The sequence below is a fragment of the Kosakonia sp. MUSA4 genome, assembly GCF_013085925.1.
Classification (GTDB): domain Bacteria; phylum Pseudomonadota; class Gammaproteobacteria; order Enterobacterales; family Enterobacteriaceae; genus Kosakonia; species Kosakonia sacchari_B.
This window is the reverse complement of sequence record NZ_CP025697.1, coordinates 1,153,015-1,173,823: the sequence shown is the minus strand read 5'-3', so window position 1 is coordinate 1,173,823 and position 20,809 is coordinate 1,153,015. Positions and strand designations below refer to the sequence as shown.

The following is a 20,809-nucleotide window of genomic DNA, read 5'->3' as shown; positions in this document are numbered from 1 at the left end:
AGTCAGTACTCCATAACGGTCATGGTATTGCCGCCGTCAGCGCCCAGCGGTTCGTTGATAGTGGCAAGCATGGTCGCCCAGGCTAAGTCACCGTGACTGACGCCACGGGCGCGGTCAGTGTCATACGTGATCACACCACCTGGTGTGACCACTTTTCGCACCGCGCTGAACGCGGTGATCAGGTCATACTCTCCCCGGTCATACTCCCAGCGACCGGCGCGGATCATTTGCAGCATTTTCAGTACCAGCATGCGCTTGCTGGCGGGCGAAAACTGGTAGCACACTGCCGCCGGAAATTTCTTCTTCACGAGCTGATAAACCGCCTCGCCGATGCCGCTGCCATCAATGCCAATGTGCTGGACGTTGTAGCGGGTCAGCATGTTGATGATCAGTTGCGCCTGCGCTTCGAATTCCATGCCGCGTATGCGCTGGGTTTCGATGGTACGAAACTTGGCGCCGGGAACCAGCGGCGCCGCATTAACCGATATTGCCCCGCTGTCACCTTTGCCGCTGGCGCCATTGGGGTCATAGCCAATCCACACCGCGCGATCTGCCATCGGGCGCATGGCGTACGGTTTCCAGTCGGTCCAGTCGTCAAACCCATCAACACCACAACTCAGCAACTGGTTGTAATCGAAAGCGGTTTCGCCGTTTTTGATGAACACGCAGCCATACAGGTTGTCGTATTCCTCCGGGCTGTTCTCCTGCTGAATTTCCTCAATGTCAGTGAGATCCCACCCGTGATCGATGGCGTCCTGAAGGGTGACAATCTGGCGCCAGATGTTATCCGGACACATCAGGCCGCTGTTGAGTGTTTTCCAGCTGGTGTCAAACTCAATCCGTTTGCCATGGCTGCGGCCTTTGTTAAACGCTTCACCACTCCAGAACGGATAGGCTTCGTGGCTTTCTGCTGACGGTGTGGAAAAATAGGTGCGTGTCAGCCCTTTCAGGGTTGCCATTGCCCCGGCCACTTTCTTCAGGTTGGCAAACTGCCCCACCCAGAAAAACTCATCAAAATAGAGATTGCCGGTGTATGACTGCGCTGTTGCGGCTGAGGTGCCAAGAAAATGCAGCTCTGCGCCGTTCGCCAGCTGGATCATGTCACCGCCCTTCAGTTCTACGTCCACTTCCTCAGCGGCAGAACGAATAAAACTGCGGAACTGATACGCCTGACGGCGACTGGCGGAAAGGAATATCTGGTTGCGCTGATGTTTGTATTTCACATCGTCAGACAGCGCACGCAACAACGCTTCGCGCGCAAAATACCAGGTGGCGCCCACCTGGCGGGATTTCAGTATGGCGCGGTTGCGGTGGTGGTGATTGTCGAACCAGCCGCGCTGGTGCCAGTGCAGCGAGCCAAGAATGTTTTCCCGCAGTGCCGCAATCTGCGATTCCGAGAAAGCATTTTGTTTCTTGCGCAGCTTCTTTTTCGGCTGCGTGGCCGGGGTGCCGTTATCCAGCTTTTTAAGCTGTCGGGTCAGCAGGTCGATTTCCTTGAAGTCACCGCCGGTCTTTTTATCCTTGCCGGTCAGCTGAATCAGACGCGCATCAATGGATGTGGTGACACGCCGGATGGGCGGCGTGTCGTCCCACTCGTCACGCTTTTTCCAGGCATAGACTGTGTTCTGATTGATCCCCATCAGGCGTGAAATTTCTGCTGGCGGGTAACCCTGCCAGTAGAGTTGTCTTGCCCGCTGCCTGATAAACGCTTCCTCAACCGACATTCGCTTCTCCTCGCTGTATGCCGGGGAGATTAACCCGCGCGCGCGGATGCTTTCCCGCACCTCTGGTTGTTGTGTTTCCCCTACAACAACAACGCGTTGAGGCGGCAATGCCGCCCCTGCCATCATTTCGCTGAACTCACTCACAACGAGCAAACGAACATGGCTGGCACAACGAAAACCCGCAAAAAATTCCGTGTTGCTGTCTCCGGGGCCACCGTCGATGGCCGTGAAATTAAGCCGGAACATCTCCACGACGCAGCAGCGAATTACAACCCGGAAGTGTACGGGGCGCGCGTCAACATTGAGCATTACCTCTCGCCTTATCCGGGCAGTGATTTCGGGGCGATGGGCGATGTGACCGCATTAAGCGCCGAGGATATTACCACCGGGCCGCTGGCCGGGCGCACCGCGCTCTATGCGGAGATTGAAGCGTCCGACCGTATGAAGCAAATGACCGACAAAGGGCAAAAGGTTTATTCCAGCATTGAACTGCACCCGCAGTTTGCGCTCAACGGCAAGGCCTATGTGATGGGCCTCGCGATGACAGACACGCCCGCCAGCCTTGGCACTGAACGCCTGAAATTTGCTGCTCAGCAGCGTGCGCAGGTGATGGCATTCAACAATCAGCAGGCAGAACCGCCGATGATCACCGAAGCCATTGAGGCGGAAGTGATCGAGCTTTCCGGCCAGCGCAGCGATGAGAGCAAACAGTGGTTTTCCCGTGTCATGGGCATCCTTGGCAAAGGTCAGAAGACCGACGATGAGCGATTCAGCCAGGTGCATCAGGCTGTTGAGGCCGTGGCGCAGTCACAGGTTGAACTCAGTGAGCAGTTCAGCAGCGTTGAGCAGGGCCGCGCACAGGACAAAGCCGCCATTCAGCAGCTGACAACCGATCTGGCTGCACTGCGCCAGAAACTTGAAACCACGGACGGCAACTTCAGCCGCCGCCCGCCTGCCAGCGGTGGTGATAACGCGCAGCTGGCTGACTACTGATATCAGCAACGAGAGAGAAAGAGATGAGAAATAATACCCGTCAACTGTTCGATCAGTATGTGGCACGGCAGGCGCAGCTTAACGGCGTGACAGCCGCCGCCGTTTCGGCACAGTTCAGCGTTGATCCGACTGCGCAACAGCGCCTTGAAGCCGCCGCGCAGGAAAGTGACGCCTTTCTGAAACAAATTAACGTGTTCGGCGTTGATGAGCAGATCGGCCAGAAAATCCTGATCGGCAGCAAAGGGCCGCTGGCCGGGGTGAACAACAGCACCACCACGCGCCGCAACCCGGCATCCAGTGACAACATGGATCCTTACGGCTACCTCTGCCGCAAGACCAACTACGACTACGGTATCTCGTACGCACAGCTTGATGCCTGGGCGCATCAGCCAAACTTTCAGCCGCTGATCAGCAGTGCAATGGCCCGTCAGATGTCACTTGACCGAATCATGATCGGTTTCAACGGGGCAGGCTATTCCGATCCTTCTGATCGCGCAGCGAATCCGCTGTTGCAGGATTGTGGCATCGGCTGGTTGCAGAAAATCCGCAATGAAGCCCCGCATCGCCGTATCACGGGCGTGACAGTCACTTCCCGCGATCAGGACAACAAAATTGTCGCCGCCGGGACATACGGCAACCTGACGGCAGCGGTATACGACGCCAAAAACAGCCTTATGGATGAGTGGCACAAGCGCAACCCTGACAACGTGGTGATCCTCGCTGGCGACCTGCTGACGACCAGTAATTTCCCGACCATCAATGCCATGAGCCAGGCCAATCCCAATACGGAAATGCTGGCGGGGCAGCTCATTGTGTCGCAGGAGCGCGTGGGGAATATGCCGACCTTCATCGCGCCCTACTTCCCCGGCAACGGCATCCTCATCACGCCGTTCAAAAACCTGTCGCTCTACTTCCAGCGCGGCTCCCTGCGCCGGACTATCAAGGAAGAGCCGGAGTACAACCGCGTCGCAACTTACCAGTCATCCAATGACGATTTCATTGTTGAAGATTATGGCGCAGTGGCGTTTATCGACGGGATCACCTTCGCCGAAGCGGCTGAGGGCGGCGCGTAACACCGGGCGGGCTGCGCTTTGCGGCCCGCTTCACTCGGGGACAGAACCATGCTGACACCGGCACAAAAACATTTTCAGAAGGTCATGGCTGAACGCCATGGCAAAACAGACGAGCAGACCGACACCGCGCGCACCGCGCATGAGCAAATCCTGCACCGGCTGCGCATGGATCAGAGTGCATTGCGCAAAGTGCAGTCCGACCAGGCAAAAGCCGCCATGAAGCGCCAGTTACTTCCCAATTATGAGGGCTGGATCGAGGGGACACTGGCAGGCGGCAGCGGACGGCAGGATGAAGTGATCACCACGCTGATGGTATGGGCGGTGGACGCGGGCGATTACGCACTGGCCGTGCGTATCGGGCGCTATGTCGTCTCCCACAACCTGCTGATGCCAGACCGGTTTAACCGCACGCCTGCCACCGTACTGGTTGACGAAATTTGCGATCCCATTCTGGTGCAGGTCAAGGCCGATGACAGCACCGACATAACGCCTTATCTGGCGGTGCTCGATGACATCGAAGAGATCACCGCAAACAGCGATATGCCGGATGTGGTTCGCGCCAAGCTCTGCAAAGCCAGGGCGTTTGCACTGCGAAGCGGCACAGCCGAAGAGCAGGAAACCGCCCTTTCCCTGCTGCGTAAGGCGCTGACGCTTGATGCCGGGGCCGGGGTGAAAAAAGAGATCGACCGCCTGGCGCGTGTGGTTAAAAAAGCCAGCGCAACAGCCGGTTCCGTTGACGGCGCAACAGATGACACGGGTAATGCCAGTGCCGCAACTGACACAGGTTCAGGTGGTGCGGAGCCAGCTTCCGCAGCAGCGGACGGCATCGCAGAACAACCTGCCACTGTCGCCGAAAAAACTACAACCCGAACCCGGCGCAACACAAGTGCAAAAGCGCGTTCCGGGGCGAAGTCAGGCGGACAAACCCGAAAACGGAAAGCGCCGACAGAGAAGACGAAATAACCGACTTGCGCCCCGTGCGCTGGCGGCGCGGGCGGAAATCTGTAGCGCCTGGCGTTTACTTTTTTCCATCCGCTCACCGCCACCTTTTCAGGAGACTACACGATGAGCTTTGTAGCGGGTCGCGCCGTCACACCTTCTGCGGAAGATGTGCCGGACGTCAATGATGGTGGCGAAAAAGTCACTGCCGGTTCGTTCTGGCCGGAAATCGCCCTGAGTGATGTACGCCTTGAAATGCGTATCAATGGTGCCGTGACCACCACCCGTCTCAAACATGTGGTGACGGAAGCGGTGATCCACGTATCAGAGCAGCTGGCGTCATGGCAGACAGAACAGATTGCTGCGGGTTATGCCTCGCTGGTCGCAGTCCCGGCCATGCAGGTTGACGGGCAGAGCGTGAAAATCCATCGCTACCGCCGCGCGGTATTCAGCTGCGCCCGCGCCCTTCTGCTTGAGACTTTTCGCGATGTTGATACCACCGGCGATGCCGGTGAAAAACGCGCCGTTGCCCTCTCCACTCAGGCGCAGGATCTCTGGCGCGATGTGCGCTGGGCCATTGCGGATATCCGTGGCGCCACACGCAATTTCACGGAGGCTTTCTGATGAAGGTCAGGGCCTTGCAGGGGGATACCGTGGATTTGCTGTGTCAGCGGCATTACGGTCTGACACGCAGCGTGACCGAGGCAGTGGTGTCGGCCAATAAGGGCATTTCCGGCCAGCTTTTTCTGACTGCCGGTCAGGAGGTGGAATTACCCGAAGTCAGCGAACCGGCAGCCACGGAGACCGTACAGCTATGGAGTTAATCAATCGGTCGGCTTACGCACGTAGCGAGGCAGGAGCGCATGAAAATGAATGATTCCGGGAATATCTTCACGCAGATCTTTGCGTGGATTGCCGCGCTGGCGGCAGCTATAGGATTTACCACACAGGATCTGGTGTACATGTTCTTTGGTGCAGCAGGGCTGATTATTTCCCTGGCCTCTTATGTAAGCGGGAGGCTGGATGCGCGCCGTCGCCGTAAGGAAGATGAAAAGCGTACGCAGATGCTGAGTGGCTACCTCAACGAGGTGAAAGATAAGCCCTCACATGAGCGCCCGGCGGCAGTGCAGGTGGCGGTCAAGGCGCTGGAAAAGGTAGGTGAATAATGGCGATGTCTCCTTCATTAAAAAACAGGCTGGCAGGCATGGCTGGCGCCAGCGCAATTACCATCGCAGGGGTGATGATCCCCGACCTTGAGGGTGTCCGGTACACGCCTTACCACGATGTCGCGGGTGTGCTTACGGTCTGTTACGGGCATACAGGCAGGGACATTATTCCGGGTAAAAAATACACCGAAACCGAATGCCGTGCACTTCTGCAAAAAGACCTTGTGCCTTTCGCGCAGTCTGTGGATCGCTCCGTTAAGGTGCCCGCCAGCGAGTACCAGAAAGCAGCGCTTATCACGTTCAGTTACAACGTCGGTGTTACAGCGTTTGAGCGCTCCGCGTTGTTGCGTCAGCTTAATACCGGTAATTACAGGGCCGCCTGTGACGGACTGCGTCAGTGGATTTACGCTGGCGGCAAAAAGTGGAAAGGGCTGATGAATCGTCGCGAAGTTGAGCGCGAGGTGTGTCTGTGGGGCCAGAAATGAACCGCATTACGGTCATTGCAGGCGCAACAGCATTGGCAATTATCGCCGCGCTCGCAGTGTGGCTGGTTTCCACCAGAGCAGACCTGAGCGCAGCGGAAAGCGATAAGCGTGTGCTGGCGTCTGATAACGCACTACAGCGCGAGGCAATTGCGACTCAGGTTTTCAATATCAACCGCTTCAATCAGACAGCAGCGAATGCCGCACATGCCAATGCGCTCACCAGTGCCAGCTCGGATGAAGCCGTAATCGAATACCGGGAGATCCTCCGCCATGAAAAAACCTGTGATTTTGCTGTGCCTGTCAGTGTTGCTCGCGGGTTGCTCGGGTACGCAAACCGTTTACGTGCCAGCGCCCTCGGTGCCGATCCCTCCGGGTCTGACACAGCCAGTGATCGCACCGCTGCCACCGACACGCTGACCTATTGCCAGGCCGTGTTGTGGATCCAGCCACTGCTGGCGGCTGTCGAAACGGCAAATAATCAGCTGGCGGGCATTCGCGAGATAGAACAGCAGCGGGCGCAGCAGAGTACGCAAACCGGATTTACAGGAGCAAAACCATGAAAAAAACAGAACTGCTGCGCGGGGCGCTGATTGCCGGTAATGAGTGGTGCAGAGCCAGACCAGAGCAAATCACGGTCTGGACGGAGAAAGGCAGTATTGAAATTCAGGCAACCGGTGAAAGCTCGTTTATGTACCGCTACGAAATCAAAGTGCTGGCGATGGAGTTTCCCGGTCATGTCGATGATCTCATGCTCCCCCTGCTGGCCTGGGTCTGGAAGCATCAACCCGATTTGCTTCTGAACCCTGACAGCAACAGAAAAATTGAATTTGAGGCCGACATACTGAGCGATGACACAGCCGATATCCTGTTTACGCTCCCGGTATGGGAGCGCGTCATGGTCAGTAATGAGAGCGGTGTTGCCGTGGCGACACATCTGCCGGAAGACCGCCCGCGATTTTGCCATGGTGAGTGGGATGCCGTTTTCCTCGATCCGGATGCCGGTGAGGTCGTGCCATGAGGGATGATACCGCGCTGTTTCAGCAGCTTGATGATGTGTTTGCCACCATCCTGGCCGGGATGGCTCCGGCGGGCCGGTTGCGCACGGCCAGAAATATTGCCACCACCCTTCGCCGCAGTCAGAGCCAGCGCATCGGGCGGCAGGAAGCCCCGGACGGCAGCAAGTTTGAGAAGCGCCGCCGACGCGTTTTGCGCTCACAGGCTGGCATCAGTTTTATCTGGAATGGTGAAACCCGGCGCCTGAAAAACTGGCAGGCCAGCCGGGGGAGTCGTGGCCGTATGCTGACGGGATTTGATGAAGAGCGTGGTGCGGTGCGTACTTTCTATCGGGCAGACATTGAGCGCTATCTCGATGTCAGTTTTACGGAAGTTCGCCGTGATACCACGAAGCCCGATCCGATGTTTCGCCGTCTGCGAACGGCACGGTTTCTGAAAGCGCGCGCTGACGCTGACAGCGCGACCGTTGGCTTTTCCGGGGTGGCCGCAAGGATTGCCCGCGTGCACCAGTACGGCCTGCGCGACAAAGTGAACAAAAGCGGTGCGGTGGCAACCTATCCACGCCGCCAGTTGCTGGGGCTGAGCAAAGCTGACCGCATGGCGATCGCCCGTCAGGTCATTGATTCGCTGGAGGTGCAATAGTGGATGCCGCTGAATTGATCCGTCTGCTGGAAAACGTTGTCCGTACCGGCACGGTAACTGAGATCGATGTGAGCCGGTGGCGCGTGCGCGTGGAAAGCGGCGGACTTACCACCACCTGGCTTCGCTGGAATGCGCAGCGCGCGGGCGCATTCAGTGTATGGCTTCCCCCTGCTGTGGGTGAACAGGTCTGGCTGCTGTGCATGGGCGGAAACCCCGAAACCGCCATTATTGGCGGGAGCCTGTACAGCAACGACAACCCGGCGCCGGGTGCATCAGCACTCGAGATGGTCATGACCGCACCGGACGGCGCACGGTTTCATTACGACGCCAGCGCCGGGGCGCTGACCGTCTCCGGAATCAAAACCGCCAGGCTGGAAGCGGCTGTCAGCGTCACTCTGGATACGCCAGTTGTTGAATGTACCAATCTGCTGAAAACCCGGACGTTCACTGTTTCTGAAGGGGGGAATCTGGAGGGGAACTTCACTCACGGCAACGGGACGTTCATATCAAACGGCGTGCAGGTGGACAACCATTCGCACGGCAGTGTGCAGCGTGGCGGGAGCTGGACGGAGGGCACGCAATGACAGCGCGCTATACGGGCATGAACCCGGACGGGACAGGAACGCTTACGGATGCCGATCATGTCTGGCAGTCGGTGAGCGATATCCTCCGCACCCCGATTGGCTCCAGGCTGATGCGCCGTAACTATGGTTCGCTGGTTCAGGATCTTATCGATAACCCGCAGAACAACGTTACCCGCATGCAGCTGATGAGCGCGATTGTCATCGCGCTGGCAACGTGGGAGCCACGAATAGCGCTGAGCACCGTGGATGTGGCTTTCTCTGCGAGCGGCGCGGTAACAGCGAATATGTCAGGCATGCTGACGGAAACCATGGAACAGCAGGCCACCACCATCACACTCAGGGGCGACAGCAATGGCAACGGTTGATTTATCGCAGCTGCCGCAGCCGCAAATTATCGAAACGCTGGATTTCGAGGGGATTTTACTCGATGTAAAAGCCGTCATTATCGCCGCGTTCCCGGCAGATCAGCAGTCTGCAATAACCGCTGCGCTGGGATTCGAATCTGAGCCACTGAATGTCATTGCGCAGGTCGTGGCATACCGGGAGATGATGTTACGCCAGCAGATAAACGAAGGTGCTGCTGCCTGCATGCTGAGTCACGCCGCGTCCACCGATCTGGATAATCTGGCCGCCAACCTCAACACCGCCAGGCTTGAAATCACACCCGAGACAGACACGAGCGATGCCGTGATGGAGAGCGATACGGCCCTGCGCCTGCGCGCGCAAACCGCGTTTGAAGGTCTGAGCGTGGCCGGGCCAACCGGCGCTTACGAGTACTACGCCCGAAGCGCCAGCGGCAAAGTGGCAGACGCAAAAGCAGTCAGCCCCTCTCCTGCCGTGGTTGTGGTGTCGGTGTTATCAACCGAAGGTGATGGCACGGCTTCACCGGAGTTGCTGGCTGTCGTGAATGCGGCACTGTCCGCAGAAGACCGGCGCCCGGTGGGTGATCGTCTTACGGTGCAAAGTGCGGAGATCGTCACCTATGAGATTGAGGCCACGCTTTATCTCTATCCGGGGCCGGAATCCGAACCCATTCTGACAGCTGCGCAGGACTCACTGACGGCATGGCTGGCAGCCCAGGGGAAAATCGGGCGGGATGTTGCCCGCAGCGCGGTGATGGCGGCGTTACATGTTCAGGGTGTACAGCGCGTTGAGCTGACGACCCCTGCCGCAGATATCGTGATCGATGATACGCAATCAGCGGTGTGCGTTAACGTCACTGTCAGCCAGGGAGGCACCAATGAGTAACAGCCTGCTGCCCCCCACCGCCAGTCAGTTTTTGCGCCGCACCGAAACCGCCACGGCAAGGATTAACGCTATCCCCGTCGAGCTTCACAAGCTGTGGGATCCGGATGAGTGCCCCGTGCTATTCCTGCCCTATCTCGCCTGGGCGTTGTCGGTCGATCGCTGGGATAAAAACTGGTCTGAACAGACAAAGCGCGCCGTCATCAGAGCCGCCTTTATGGTTCATCGCCAGAAAGGAACCATCCACGCGCTGCGCCGCGTTGTGGAGCCGTTCGGCTTTCTGATTCGGGTAACTGAATGGTGGCAGACCGGCGAAGAGCCGGGCACTTTCCGGCTGGATATCGGCGTGCAGGAACAGGGCATCACTGAGGAAACGTATCAGGAGCTTGAGCGGCTGATTCAGGATGCGAAGCCGCTGAGCAGGCATCTGATCGGGCTGTCGATCCAGCTTCAGAGCGCCGGTGAATTATACGTTGGCGCCGCCACGTTTGATGGCGCAGCGGTGACGGTTTACCCCTACCTGCCGGAAGAGATCGCCGTTGGCGGTGATTACTACCCGGCTTCGGCCATACATTTGATAGAGAACACGAGAGTTAACGCATGACAGCAAAATATTTTGCCATTCTGACCAATCAGGGCGCCGCGCGGCTGGCGAATGCGGCGGCACTTGGTACGACACTCAACATCACGCAGATGGCGGTTGGCGATGCCAATGGGGTACTACCCACCCCTGACCCGGCGCAGACTGCGCTGATTAACCAGAAACGCATCGCGGCACTGAATATGCTGTCGATTGACCCCAACAACAGCAGTCAGATTATCGCTGAGCAGGTGATACCGGAAAACGAGGGCGGATACTGGATCCGTGAAATCGGCCTTTATGATGACAGCGGCGTGCTGGTTGCCGTAGCAAACTGCCCGGAAACCTATAAACCGCTGTTGCAGGAAGGTAGCGGACGTACGCAAACCATTCGCATGGTACTGATCGTATCATCCACAGCAGCAGTCACGCTGAAGATTGATCCTGCCGTGGTGCTGGCTACGCGACAATACGTCGATAATAAAGTGATCGAGGTAAAGGCCTATGCAGATGATTTGCTGAGCCAGCATATTGCGGCCAGCAACCCGCACACGCAGTATGCGCCGATTGCCAGCCCGACCTTTACCGGAACCCCGGCAGCACCAACGCCAGTCAAAGCGGATAACAGCACAAAGCTGGCAACCACAGCGCATGTCAAATCAGTTGTTGCCGATTACGCGCCACTGGCAAGCCCGGCAATGACAGGTGTTCCGACAGCGCCCACAGCAGCGCAATCAGTCAACAACACGCAGCTTGCCACCACGGCATTTGTTAAAGCTGCAATTGCCGCACTGGTAGCTTCATCTCCGGCAACACTTGACACCCTCAATGAGCTGGCCGCCGCTCTTGGTAACGATCCAAACTTTGCCACCACCATGACTAATGCGCTGGCGGGGAAGCAACCACTTGATAACACCCTCACGGCGTTATCCGGGAAATCTGTAGCGGCTCTTCTCGAATACCTTGGTTTAGGGGAAATTGCTATGGCTGGGGTTTGTTCGGGCACAATGGGAACGAGCGGGTATATTTCGACACCAATGATAATTAATGGTGTGAAGAGCAATTTAATTAAGCAATGGGGAACTGCGACTATATCGCTTACGGTTCAGCAAAATGCTGTAGAAGGCAATGCACCTGTCGTTTTTCCAACCACTTTCCCTACAGCTCCCCTGAGCCTTCAGGCGTCTGTTCTGACGGATGTAATTGGCGGAACATGTGAAACGTGCAGACCGACAGCATTATCTACGACAGGGGCGACTCTGAGAGGAATGTCACTTTCGTCGAACACCAGCGGCGCGCCAACTGCTGGCAATATTACCGTGTATTGGGAATCGATAGGTTATTAAAATGTCTAAATATTTCTCACCTTCTAAACTTGGTTTCTATGATGCCTCGTTAAAAAGTGCATATGTGGCAGCAGGTTCTTGGCCTGATGATTTGGTCGAAATAACAGATGAAATTTGGGGTGATTTTCTTTCCACTCCACCTGATGGGAAACGACTTGGATCGAATTCATCTGGCGTTCCCGTCTGGGTAGAGACGCCAGCACCAACAACAGGTGAGCTTCTTGTAGAAGCGAAAGCAAAGCAGGCTAATCTCATTTCCTCAGCGAAGAACACTATATCAATATGGCAGACTGAGTTGCAGCTGGGAATAATCAGTGATGACAACAAAGCATCACTGATAGCCTGGATAAGTTATATCAATATACTTCAATCGTTGGACTTTAGTTCAATAACAGAAAAGGCCAGTTATGAGGCATTTGTCTGGCCAACTACTCCGGTGGAGTAGATCAAGTGTACAGCGTGAAGATTTGACTTACCCAGAAAATAAACTTTATTTTTCAGTTGGTTGAGTCGGAACATCATTTTTATTTGTTTCAGGGAGCTACTACAAAGAAGGTGCTTAAAATAAACACTGGCTAGTCGAGGGACAGGTGTCAGCATGCTCACATCCATTGGAGATACGGATGTCATTGAGGCTAGCCAGGAAGAAACTTTATTTTGTATTGATTTTTATCGTGACAACGGTTAGTTCATCATATCTGATGATTGAGCCATACAGCTAACTGATGCAATTCCATTGTATTTATTATATCCTTACGCCATCATAATCTATGGTTAGTGAGCAAATGGAAATTAGTACATATAGTTTGATTGGAATTTTGTTTGTTCCTGTATTAATTATGTATCTCGTTAAAGCCTTAGCCCCTAAAAATATAACATCTTCTTTTGAAGGGGATTCTGGTCTATATAATAAAATAGAACCTTTAAGGGGCGTTGCCGCCTCTTTAGTCGCGATTAGCCATACTTTTTTTTCTTATAACCTTACTAATCACGGTTCGTGGCAGCCGGTTAACAGCAAAATTGCGCCTATATCTGACTCTGTAGCAAATGTAATATTTTCTTTTGGTGGAGGGGGAGTAATACTGTTTTTTATGATTACCGGATTCCTTTTTTGTGATAAAGCAATCAGGGCGAATGGTGTCATTGATTTTAAAAATTTTTACATTGGCCGTTTTTTCCGAATAGTACCAGCATATACTTTTATTGCATTATTTATTCTGCTTGTGTCATTTCTAACCGGATATTATCATTACAATACTCCGCAAGAATACATTCTTTCTATTGTATCGTGGCTTACGTTTGGCCTGAGTACCCCAATGACAATATCTTCTCATATTGACAAATATTTGATAATTGCAGGTGTACTCTGGACACTCAACGTAGAATGGAAATTCTATTTTTTATACCCCTTAATATGTCAGTTTTGCTGTCGGAGAGTTGCGCTCTTTTCATTATCTTTTTTATTTTTAATGGTATGCGGCTTAATATATCTAAAATTCTTTGATGGGAATAATGGGGGGATATTCCTTAGCTTTATTGCAGGTGGTTTTGCAGCGATAACAATGAACTGTGGAAGTGACGGCTTTCGGAATCTTCTAAAAAGTAACATTTTTGCGTTGATTGGCATAATCATATGTTTAGTATCACTGTATTTGCAATTTAATGTATACTCCTTCCCATCATTGCTTGGGATTTTCATGCTTTTCCTCTCCATCACTCAAGGTTGCTCCGTGTTCGGTTTGCTAAATATAGCGTCGATCAAATGGTTAGGGGGCATCAGTTACTCTCTCTATCTTTCTCATGGTGTTTTCCTTTTCCTTTTCAATAAAATTTTTCTGAATGGATACGGTTATTTTGTCCCGGCAGCATCAGCACTTAGTTTTGCGATAGTTTTCAGTGTCATCTCTTATTATTTTGTTGAGAGACGAGGGATTACGTTTGGAAAACTATTAACGGGCAGAAAAAATATCAATAAAATTGAAAAGCAATCGTCATCTGAGCCTTCTCCCGATGCAGAACGATTATCTAAAACAGACTCTTGAATGAATTGCTGATCTGATTTATCGCGTTATTTGCGCTGGTTTTTAACTCGGCCAGCGCATCACTGACAGATGCGCTCTGCAATTTCTCCCTGAAATCGGTATCGACACGGCTAAGACTGAGCGTGAATTCAATTTTTCTGGGATTACCGTACTGGTCAAACTCCGATTTACCGCGCTCCAGGCGCGTCAGCACATACATCCCGTAAATCCGCCCCTCCCCCTCAATCAGCGGCCAGGGCCGACCGGCAAAGCCAATCGTTTCAAGTGCTGAAAGGGACAGGTTACCGCCGGTTATTTCCGGGTAAAGCACGCCCTCCAGCGTCACGGTATCGTCGCCCACGCCGATGTATTGCCAGCTGGCAGACTGATTAACTCTTTCGTTTTTAACGTGCCGCCACTCCTGCGAGTGGCGCAACTGCTGATAGGGCGTGGTGCGCAGCATAAAAACGAACATCCCAAAGACCATCATCATAAAAACGCTCCTTAATCGCGGTCGCGGAACGAACCACGGTTAGCTCTGTTGGTGGTGGCAAGTGCATCACGAACGGCATCGCGTACCATTTTTTCAAGCTCCGGCACTGACTTACTCCCAACGTCGTTGAAATTGATCTGAAACACCGGCGCAGCGGAAGGTGCAGCAACCGGCGCTGCAACTGCCCCTTGCGTGGCCGCCGGAACGGACAGGACTCCGCCAGCCGCCGATGCAGCAACACCCGGCACAGGCTGAGGGATTACCCGCGCCTCCTGGTATGCACCGCGTAATGCCAGCGCCTGTGGCAAATTTTTGAAAACGATATCGCCAGGGCCGATCTTCTTCGTGTTATCCGCCGTGGTTTTGGTGTTATCTGATATTTCCTTGAGACGCCGCGCCGTTCCGGATTCGGGGATGACAGGCGGAGTGGTAACCGGAGGAGGCGTTTTCGCCGGGGCATCGGGAGACCAGTTCCAGCTTTTGGGAACCATCTTTTTCTGCCGGGGATCCCACTCGTACATAACCGGCGCTTTGGGTGTCAGGCTCTCCGCCTTTCGCTTCGCTTCATCAAGCCCTGCCGGGATCAGCCCCAGCTTTTGCAGAACCCACCCCACCCCCTCCATCAAAAGGGTCAGCGGTGTCAGGAGCGCCTGCAACGCGAAACCAAAAACCTTACCAAAAGTCTCACCGGCACTGGTGCACTGCTCCAGGGTTTCCTTACTGGTCTGCATCGGCGACAGCAGTTTTTGAAACCATCCCCACACGGTCTGAATGCCGCCTGCAATCAGGGTAAAGACTGGTGACAGAGCGGAAAAAGCATCACGTAGCGGCGTAAGCGCCTGCCAGACGCCGCTAAAAAAGCCAAGAAAATAAGCTTTAATCGGCTCCCAGAACCGCCAGATCAACAACCCTGCGGCCACAAATGCCGCACCAATCAACCCTATCGGACTGAGCAAAAATGAAAGCACACCGCCGAGGGCCGATACCGCCGTGGTGATCAGCCCCCAGATGGCAGGCAGCCCGGTCAGGCGTAATGCCAGACCGCCGATACCTTTCACCAGTGAGCCAACTGCCGCGCCAGGCGAAAGGAATGCGGTGAGCAGCCCGCCGCGCAACGCCGGTAAAAGACCGGTTACGCCACCGATATTTTTAGAAAATGAACCGAGTAGCGCGCCCCAGCCGCTCATTCTGCCAAGCACCGGGCCACCAACGGTTCCCAGCGAGCGAAGCGCGGCAACGGTGCCTGATATCCCCTTCCCTCCGGTCAGGAGGGTAAAACCCAGCCGCAACTTTGCCAGCGGGCCAATCAGTATGCCTGTGACAATCGATACCGTACCCAGCGCCGCCGTTAATGCCAGCGCGCCAGCCCCAACGATTAACAGCGTCTTTGCCAGCTCGGGGTTTGCCTTGACCAGCCCGGCCACACGCGTGATTGTCTCATCCAGCCACTGAATCAGACTGCGCAACGGGCCATTCACCGTATCGGATATTTCGGTCTGTAGCCCCTCCCATGCGCTGCTGAGGTTGGACAAATCGCCACCAAGGTTATCCGACATTTTTTTAGCAACGCCAGCCGATTCACCCTGTGCTTTTTTCAGCTCAGCGATGAGTTTCTGAAGTTCGCCACTACCTGCGGCTGCAACCAGTTTTTGCAACCCAGTAACCGCCTCCTCACCAGCTATATCTTTGAAAAAACTTATCTGATCTGTATCACCGTATTTTTTGGTCGCCTTATACAAATCACTGAGAAGAGTTTCAATTGGCCTCATCTTCCCAGTACTGTCTGCAACAGATACACCAAGTTCTTTTAGTGCCTTAGCTGTAGCTCCAGTAGGTGCCGCGAGGCGAAGCAAAGATGCGCGCATGGCTGTACCAGCATCACTGCCCTTAATGCCGACGTTCGCAAGTACACCCGCCATAGCTGCGGCCCGCTCAAGGTCAATGCCAAGTCCGGAAGAAACCGTGCCGGTATACTTCATTGTTTCGCCGAGATCACGAAGGCTGGTACTTGTTCGGGTGAACGTTCCCGCAAGAACATCCCCTACTCTTCCCATGTCTGTAGATTTCAGACTGAACTGCTTCAAAATGCTGGCACCGATATCAGCAGTTTCACCCAGAGAAATATCACCACTGAGCGCACCGCCAGCGATAGCGGTATCCAGCACACCAGGGAGCGCCGCCTTGATTGCCTCCGGCGTAAATCCGGCCATGGCGAGAAAGGCCTGGCCCTGTGCGGCGTCACTGCTGGAAAATGCGGTGTCTGCGCCAAGCTGTTTGGCCTGATCGCGCAACCCCTTAAACCGGGGATCGGTTTTATCCATCCGTGTCAGCGCCATCACGCGTGACATATCAGTATCAAACCCGATAGGCGTTGATAAAAAGCGCCCCGCGCCATAGCCCGCAGCGGCAGCACCGAGGGCCATGCCCGTCCCTGCGCCCCGTAATTTGTCGCCGGTTTCTTTTGCCCGTGAATATTGAGCCTGAGCCTTTGTAATCGCGGCCAGTTGCTGGCGTTCCCGCTCCAGCGCCTGCGTGTATTGCTCAGTTCTGCGCAGGGCGCTTTGCACCGCGCCACTTCCGGCGGTCAGGTTAACGCCGTGCTGACGGATAGCCTGTGTTGCTTCACGTAGCCGGGTGGTTTGCTGGCTATAGGTCTGGTTAAGCCGGGAAATTTTTCCGCGCAGTGTTTCAAGGTGTGCCGCCTGGGCCTCAGTAAGCTGGCCCCCTTCCCGCTGTTTCTGGTTGAGGCCATCGAAAGCCCGTTGCGTGCGGCTGAGTTTTTGCGCGGTATCGTTGGCCTGGGCACGCAGCTTGTCAAACGCTGACGTTTGTTTGTCGAGCTGTTTAACTGCGTCCTGTGTTTTTTTAAGTGATTCGGCAAGGCCGCCAACAGCTTTGCTGGCGGCACTGGTCGGGCGGGTGAGTTTATCGATCGCACTGAACGCGACGCGGATATTAAGATCCATCGGCTTCATCCTCATGGTTGCCGCTACGGATGGCGGCTTGCTGCCGCCATGCCATCAGTTCGCGCGGTTCCATGTCATACATGACAGAGGGCGGCCAGTGGAAAATGACAGCGATATCGGCAATCAGATCCTCAACGCTGCTAAACAGAGCTTCCCTTATTCGTTCGCCGTCGCCGCCGCGTTCGGTACGGATGGCGCCGCTTTCGTCAAAAAAGGCGTAATTTCTTCGGCAAGTGCCACGTAATCCTGCGTATCCATTGCGGCAATATCCGCCGTGGTCAGCGCTGGCGAGGTAACGCGGGAAAGCAGTGTTGAGGTGGATTCAAAATCGAAATTGAGCACGTCAACGAGGCGCAGGCCACGAAGTGAACCAGCCTGTTTAATCGTCTCGGTGATGGTCACAACGGTGATTTCATCGTTACCGCGTTTGATGGGTTTCGTCAGTATTACAGCCATGGGTCAATCTCCTGGGTGGCAACCTGTGCCACCGTTAAAGGGTTAAGTGAAAGCAGTCAGCTATTCAGGCCAAGCGCGGAAGAAATACGATCCGGGTAGAGATTTTCCCCGTTGCGCTTGTAGATAAAGTTCAGCAGGTCAATTTCCAGCAGCGGCTTATCATCAACTGACAGCCTATAATAGGTGTTTTTGATGGCGTAGGTGTGGTTAGTGTCATCACCCTGCTTTGCATCACCGGGATCAATCTCAGTAATACGCCCGCGCATTTCCACTTCCATCAGGGAACTGGTTCCGCCGCTGTAAATCTCACCAGCAAAACGCAGGCGCAGTTCGTCAATGTCGCCACCGTATTTCAGGAGCAACTCTTCAACCACGCCGCCAACAACCATTGAGGCATCCAGCGCGCCAGAATCAATACCCAGATCCACAGCAACCGCCCCGAGCATCCCGGCGCCCTGAAAATCCTCAGTTTTGCGGGTAAGCTTCGGTAACGTCACGCTGGGGATTTTCCCGATGTAGTTCACGCCATTGACGAACAGCGTGAACAAGCGAATTTTTTTAGGGATCGCCATTTACGCACCTCCGAGGGATGAAAATGCCGCTTCGTAATACTGATCGGTGAACGTCTGAATCATCGTCAGATCTTCCAGCGGTGGCACCGGGCTGTAGTTGTAGCGCACCACAGCTTTACCCTGCCGGATGCCGGTCGTCGGGTTATCAACGATATCGAACCAGCAGGATGCACCAGTCAGTTTGCCCTCAGTGACCAGCGCCTGAAGCTTGCTGTTAATCCCACTCACCACGTCTTTGACGTTTGCTGGCGTCAGTGGCGTGTCAACAGTCGTGAATTGCGCTTCAGCGATGCTGTCCGCCAGAATCTGGGCTGTGCGGGTATAGACCTCAAAAATGTATTCATCCGTATCCGTGGTGCGGTTGCCCCAGAAACGGAAGCCGTCACGTTTGATAAGCGTGGTGATCTCATTGGCGTTCAGCTCGTTAGCGTCCGAGTCTTCCGCCTGAAGCGCCCAGAAAACATCTTTGGCAATCCCGAGCACATTCCTGACTGCAACGTTGGATAGCGACTTGTGCCAGCCCTGTTCATTGTCGATCAGCGCGCGAAGCCCTAACGCGTAGGCGACGGCGGGAAACTCTTCATTCACGCCGGTCTGTGAGTTGTAGGCGATGAAGTTGGGCCAGATAAGCATGCCCTCGCGCTCAGCGAACTGTTCGCGGTAGGTTTTCGCTTCGGCGATAGTCTCGCAGCCATCGCAATAGCTGTAAGAGAATGCACGTAGCTGCTTCGCGATCACGCGCAGCTGCGCCGTGACTTCCTGAGTGTCATAGTCCGGAACACCGAGAATGCGCGGGCGATAACCGGTTTTCTGTTCGGCGGTCAGGAGGGCAAACATCCCGGTATAACTGCCGTCCGCCTGCGTGCCACCGATGATGAGCTGGGATTGCGTTGGCTCGTTCTCCCCTGCCTTCGCCTCCGCAACGCGTACCACAATCACGCGGGTGCTCACCTGGTCGGAAATGGCTTTCAGGGATTTGTAGAGGGAGCCTGTTTTGCCTGCACTCCCCAGAGCCGTGATAACACGCGTCAGCAGCACTGGCGTGTTGAGCGGAAAGGTTTCGGGGTCGGCGTCATCCGCAACAGCGACAAGCCCAATGACAGTGGAATCAATGTCATTGATCGCTGTCTGGAGGTCGGTTTCCTCCTTAACACGCGCCCCGTGGAAAAAGTTGTCGGTCATGCTGTACCGCCATCATGTTGTGAGTTCGGGGCTATATTCCACAAAATAAACACGCCCGACACGCACTGCCGGATGTCGGATGTTTGCGACAACAAACGACAGTTTTCTGCTTCGCGCGCGCATGAAACTATCAGCGCCGGAGGAGTTCACATGGCACTGTCAGCAGACGCAATCAGCAAAACCAAAGCACAACTGGATAAGAGCGCACAGACATTTCAGGATTTTCAGGATGAGCTGTCACCGGTTCCGGCTTTCCGTATCATGCTTGGAGGCAAGGCACTGACCATACTGGATGACCGGCTTATTTCACTGGAACTGACCGACAACCGGGGATTTGAAGCCGACGAACTGACGATCACTATTGCTGACAGTGACGGCCAGTTGCAGCTGCCGCCGCGCGGGGCGGAACTGTCAGTGTCCATCGGCTGGCGTGGTGAGCCGCTGGTCTATAAAGGGATTTATACCCTGGATGAAGTGGCGCACTCCGGGCCGCCTGATCGCCTGGAGCTGACGGCACGTAGCGCTGATTTCAGGGATGAATTCAACACAAAGCGCGAAGTGTCCTGGCATGATGTTAAGGTTGAGCGCGTCATTTCCGTCATCGCGCACCGGTATAAACTGACGCCGGTTATTTCTGAGCAGCTCATCAACATTGAGATCGATCACGCCGACCAGACGCAGGAAAGTGATATGTCTTTCCTGACGAGAATGGCGGAAATGCTGGGAGCCATCGCCACAATCAAAAATGGCAGTCTGTTGTTTATTCTTCCCGGCGGAGGCGTCAGCGCCAGTGGTAAACCGCTGCCGGAATTCTCTATCACCCGTTCAAGTGGCGATCGCCATTCATTCCGTATTGCCGATCGTGATGCCTATACCGGCGTAAGGGCATACTGGCTGGATCTGGAATTCGGTAAGAAGAAAAAAGTAACGGTCAAAAGCCGCAAGCCGAAAAAGAAAAAACCACCTCGCAGCAGCGCCAGAGACGGGGATTATCTGGAGGGTGAAGACGGTAATGTCTATGTATTACGCAAAACATACATCAGTGAAACAGCGGCAAAGCGCGCTGCTGCTGCCAAATGGCAACAGCTCAAACGGGGTGCTGCGGAATTTACGTTAACACTGGCCCGTGGGCGAGCCGATCTCTACCCGGAAATGCATGGAACTGTGGCGGGGTTTAAATCCGATATTGATTCTCAGGACTGGATTATCGCCCGTGCTGCACATTCAATTGATGACAGCGGATTTAAAACCCGCCTGGAGCTGGAAGCCAAAATACCGGAATGGATTGCAGAGACTGAATAAACGAAGCCATAATAACAGCGAGTTCA

The 20,809-nt window shown here is 54.7% G+C and carries 25 protein-coding genes; 18 read left to right on the top strand and 7 right to left on the bottom strand.

What is annotated here, in order from left to right; genetic code table 11:
• Positions 1-2: 2 nt before the first annotated feature.
• Entirely contained in the window at positions 3-1,724 is a 1,722-nt protein-coding gene (locus tag C0557_RS05535) for a terminase large subunit domain-containing protein (protein WP_208657774.1), read from the bottom strand.
• A gap of 159 nt (positions 1,725-1,883) precedes the next feature.
• Between C0557_RS05535 and C0557_RS05530 the strand changes: the two genes are divergently transcribed.
• The 17 genes from C0557_RS05530 (at position 1,884) to C0557_RS05450 (ending at position 13,833) form a co-directional block, all read left to right on the top strand.
• Positions 1,884-2,717, top strand: coding sequence for a GPO family capsid scaffolding protein (locus C0557_RS05530; protein WP_208657773.1), 834 nt, complete (start codon positions 1,884-1,886; stop codon positions 2,715-2,717).
• A gap of 23 nt (positions 2,718-2,740) precedes the next feature.
• Positions 2,741-3,790, top strand: coding sequence for a phage major capsid protein, P2 family (locus C0557_RS05525; protein WP_208657772.1), 1,050 nt, complete (start codon positions 2,741-2,743; stop codon positions 3,788-3,790).
• A gap of 48 nt (positions 3,791-3,838) precedes the next feature.
• Positions 3,839-4,753: a phage terminase small subunit gene (gene gpM, locus C0557_RS05520; protein ID WP_208657771.1), complete on the top strand. Its 915-nt coding sequence runs from the start codon at positions 3,839-3,841 to the stop codon at positions 4,751-4,753.
• A 102-nt stretch (positions 4,754-4,855) separates the two neighbouring features.
• Entirely contained in the window at positions 4,856-5,353 is a 498-nt protein-coding gene (locus tag C0557_RS05515; RefSeq protein ID WP_149289068.1) for a head completion/stabilization protein, read from the top strand.
• Positions 5,353-5,553, top strand: a complete 201-nt coding sequence (locus tag C0557_RS05510; RefSeq protein ID WP_208657770.1) for a tail protein X — start codon at positions 5,353-5,355, stop codon at positions 5,551-5,553. Before C0557_RS05515 ends, C0557_RS05510 begins: the two co-directional genes overlap by 1 nt.
• Positions 5,554-5,592: 39 nt before the next feature.
• Positions 5,593-5,895 carry a hypothetical protein gene (locus C0557_RS05505; protein ID WP_208657769.1) on the top strand — a complete coding sequence of 101 codons (303 nt, stop codon included), beginning with the start codon at positions 5,593-5,595 and terminating at the stop codon, positions 5,893-5,895.
• Positions 5,895-6,380, top strand: coding sequence for a lysozyme (locus C0557_RS05500; RefSeq protein WP_305798049.1), 486 nt, complete (start codon positions 5,895-5,897; stop codon positions 6,378-6,380). The genes C0557_RS05505 and C0557_RS05500 overlap by 1 nt, the downstream gene beginning before the upstream one ends.
• Entirely contained in the window at positions 6,377-6,940 is a 564-nt protein-coding gene (locus tag C0557_RS05495; protein WP_208657768.1) for a hypothetical protein, read from the top strand. Before C0557_RS05500 ends, C0557_RS05495 begins: the two co-directional genes overlap by 4 nt.
• Complete coding sequence (locus tag C0557_RS05490; protein WP_208657767.1) at positions 6,937-7,398, top strand: phage tail protein; 462 nt, start codon at positions 6,937-6,939, stop codon at positions 7,396-7,398. Before C0557_RS05495 ends, C0557_RS05490 begins: the two co-directional genes overlap by 4 nt.
• A complete protein-coding gene (locus tag C0557_RS05485; protein ID WP_208657766.1) occupies positions 7,395-8,036 on the top strand; it encodes a phage virion morphogenesis protein in 642 nt (213 codons plus the stop codon). The genes C0557_RS05490 and C0557_RS05485 overlap by 4 nt, the downstream gene beginning before the upstream one ends.
• A complete protein-coding gene (locus tag C0557_RS05480) occupies positions 8,036-8,620 on the top strand; it encodes a phage baseplate assembly protein V (protein WP_208657765.1) in 585 nt (194 codons plus the stop codon). Before C0557_RS05485 ends, C0557_RS05480 begins: the two co-directional genes overlap by 1 nt.
• The gene (locus tag C0557_RS05475) at positions 8,617-8,985 is read left to right on the top strand and encodes a GPW/gp25 family protein (protein WP_208657764.1); all 369 of its coding nucleotides are present in this window, start codon (positions 8,617-8,619) and stop codon (positions 8,983-8,985) included. The genes C0557_RS05480 and C0557_RS05475 overlap by 4 nt, the downstream gene beginning before the upstream one ends.
• Positions 8,972-9,868, top strand: coding sequence for a baseplate J/gp47 family protein (locus C0557_RS05470; RefSeq protein WP_208657763.1), 897 nt, complete (start codon positions 8,972-8,974; stop codon positions 9,866-9,868). Before C0557_RS05475 ends, C0557_RS05470 begins: the two co-directional genes overlap by 14 nt.
• A complete protein-coding gene (locus C0557_RS05465; protein WP_208657762.1) occupies positions 9,861-10,469 on the top strand; it encodes a phage tail protein I in 609 nt (202 codons plus the stop codon). The genes C0557_RS05470 and C0557_RS05465 overlap by 8 nt, the downstream gene beginning before the upstream one ends.
• Positions 10,466-11,791: a phage tail protein gene (locus C0557_RS05460; RefSeq protein ID WP_208657761.1), complete on the top strand. Its 1,326-nt coding sequence runs from the start codon at positions 10,466-10,468 to the stop codon at positions 11,789-11,791. Before C0557_RS05465 ends, C0557_RS05460 begins: the two co-directional genes overlap by 4 nt.
• Position 11,792: 1 nt before the next feature.
• Positions 11,793-12,236, top strand: a complete 444-nt coding sequence (locus C0557_RS05455; RefSeq protein WP_208657760.1) for a tail fiber assembly protein — start codon at positions 11,793-11,795, stop codon at positions 12,234-12,236.
• Between the two features lie 340 nt (positions 12,237-12,576).
• Positions 12,577-13,833, top strand: a complete 1,257-nt coding sequence (locus tag C0557_RS05450) for an acyltransferase (RefSeq protein ID WP_208657759.1) — start codon at positions 12,577-12,579, stop codon at positions 13,831-13,833.
• Here the strand turns inward: C0557_RS05450 and C0557_RS05445 are convergent.
• The 6 genes from C0557_RS05445 to C0557_RS05420 are packed head-to-tail and all read right to left on the bottom strand — an operon-like array spanning position 13,817 to position 19,481.
• Positions 13,817-14,305 carry a phage tail protein gene (locus C0557_RS05445; protein ID WP_208657758.1) on the bottom strand — a complete coding sequence of 163 codons (489 nt, stop codon included), beginning with the start codon at positions 14,303-14,305 and terminating at the stop codon, positions 13,817-13,819. The two genes, C0557_RS05450 and C0557_RS05445, sit on opposite strands and share 17 nt — an antisense overlap.
• 11 nt (positions 14,306-14,316) lie before the next feature.
• Positions 14,317-17,271 carry a phage tail tape measure protein gene (locus tag C0557_RS05440; RefSeq protein ID WP_371813232.1) on the bottom strand — a complete coding sequence of 985 codons (2,955 nt, stop codon included), beginning with the start codon at positions 17,269-17,271 and terminating at the stop codon, positions 14,317-14,319.
• Positions 17,261-17,386 (bottom strand): GpE family phage tail protein, encoded by a 126-nt coding sequence (locus C0557_RS27385; protein WP_256371265.1) that lies wholly within the window; start codon positions 17,384-17,386, stop codon positions 17,261-17,263. The genes C0557_RS05440 and C0557_RS27385 overlap by 11 nt, the downstream gene beginning before the upstream one ends.
• 41 nt (positions 17,387-17,427) lie before the next feature.
• Positions 17,428-17,727, bottom strand: a complete 300-nt coding sequence (locus tag C0557_RS05430) for a phage tail assembly protein (RefSeq protein ID WP_208657756.1) — start codon at positions 17,725-17,727, stop codon at positions 17,428-17,430.
• Between the two features lie 56 nt (positions 17,728-17,783).
• Entirely contained in the window at positions 17,784-18,299 is a 516-nt protein-coding gene (locus C0557_RS05425) for a phage major tail tube protein (RefSeq protein WP_208657755.1), read from the bottom strand.
• Entirely contained in the window at positions 18,300-19,481 is a 1,182-nt protein-coding gene (locus tag C0557_RS05420) for a phage tail sheath subtilisin-like domain-containing protein (protein ID WP_208657754.1), read from the bottom strand. It abuts the gene before it with no gap.
• 150 nt (positions 19,482-19,631) lie between these two features.
• Between C0557_RS05420 and C0557_RS05415 the strand changes: the two genes are divergently transcribed.
• Entirely contained in the window at positions 19,632-20,783 is a 1,152-nt protein-coding gene (locus C0557_RS05415) for a phage late control D family protein (protein WP_208657753.1), read from the top strand.
• The last annotated feature ends 26 nt before the right edge of the window (positions 20,784-20,809 follow it).